This window comes from Paraburkholderia tuberum STM678, assembly GCF_902833905.1.
In the GTDB taxonomy this organism is placed as follows: Bacteria; Pseudomonadota; Gammaproteobacteria; order Burkholderiales; family Burkholderiaceae; genus Paraburkholderia; species Paraburkholderia tuberum.
This window is the reverse complement of record NZ_CADFGP010000163.1, coordinates 1-1386: the sequence shown is the minus strand read 5'-3', so window position 1 is coordinate 1386 and position 1386 is coordinate 1. Positions and strand designations below refer to the sequence as shown.

The window sequence follows — 1386 nt, the reverse complement described above, 5'->3', positions numbered from 1 at the left end:
CGGCGTGCCGTTGTCGATCACGATGATCGTGTCGCCCGGTTCACCCTCGCCCACCAGCGTCGGCGTCGTGTCGTCCGTGCTCTCACCATTGCCCACCGGACCCTGGATCGGACCTTCGTCGTCAATGACTTCGCCAATCGACGGCTTGCCCGGCGGCGTCGTATCCACGATCACCGTCCACGGATCCGACGGCCCACTTTCGTTGCCCGCAGGATCGCGCTCCACCACCGTGAACTGATGCTCGCCCTCTTCCAGCGGCGTCTCAGGCGTGAAGCTCCAGTTGCCCTCCTCGTCGACCGTCGTCTCGCCAATCGGCGTGCCGTTGTCGATCACGACGATCGTGTCGCCCGGTTCACCCTTGCCCACCAGTGTCGGCGTCGTGTCGTCCGTGCTCTCGCCATTGCCCACCGGTCCCTGGATCGGACCTTCGTCGTCAATCACTTCGCCAATGACTGGCTGGTCCGGCGCATCAACATCCGCATCCGCATCCGCGTCAGCATCGGCATCGGCATCGGCATCGGCATCGGCATCGGCATCAGCATCCGCATCCGCATCCGCATCCGCATCCGCATCCGCATCCGCATCGGCATCAGCATCAGCATCAGCATCAGCGTCCGCATCGGCATCGGCATCGGCATCGGCATCGGCATCGGCATCGGCATCGGCATCGGCATCGGCATCAGCATCGGCATCCGCATCCGCATCCGCATCCGCGTCAGCATCGGCATCGGCATCGGCGTCAGCATCCGCGTCGGCGTCAGCATCAGCATCCGCATCGGCATCCGCATCCGCGTCCGCGTCCGCGTCAGCATCCGCGTCCGCGTCAGCATCGGCATCCGCATCCGCGTCAGCATCGGCATCCGCATCGGCATCCGCATCCGCATCCGCATCCGCGTCAGCATCGGCATCCGCGTCAGCATCGGCATCCGCGTCGGAGTCAGCATCCGCATCCGCATCCGCGTCCGCGTCCGCGTCGGCATCTGCATCAGCGTCAGCATCCGCATCCGCATCCGCATCGGCATCGGCATCCGCGTCGGCGTCAGCATCAGCATCAGCATCAGCATCAGCATCAGCATCAGCATCAGCATCAGCATCAGCATCCGCATCGGCATCCGCGTCAGCATCAGCATCCGCATCCGCATCGGCATCCGCGTCAGCATCCGCGTCAGCGTCAGCGTCAGCGTCAGCGTCAGCATCGGCATCCGCATCCGCGTCCGCGTCAGCATCGGCGTCAGCATCGGCATCCGCATCGGCATCGGCATCCGCATCGGCGTCCGCATCCGCATCCGCATCCGCATCCGCATCCGCATCGGCGTCCGCATCGGCATCAGCATCCGCATCGGCATCGGCATCCGCATCGGCATCGGCATCCGCATCGGCGTCCGC

2 protein-coding genes are annotated in these 1386 nt (G+C 65.5%); one reads left to right on the top strand and one right to left on the bottom strand.

The window, feature by feature from the left end; genetic code table 11:
- On the bottom strand, nt 1-339 hold a 339-nt coding region (locus tag HWY30_RS40745; RefSeq protein ID WP_244145224.1), incomplete at its 3' end, for an Ig-like domain-containing protein.
- Between HWY30_RS40745 and HWY30_RS42370 the strand changes: the two genes are divergently transcribed.
- The coding region (locus tag HWY30_RS42370) for a hypothetical protein (RefSeq protein WP_244145223.1) at nt 238-1386 on the top strand (1149 nt) is incomplete at its 3' end. The two genes, HWY30_RS40745 and HWY30_RS42370, sit on opposite strands and share 102 nt — an antisense overlap.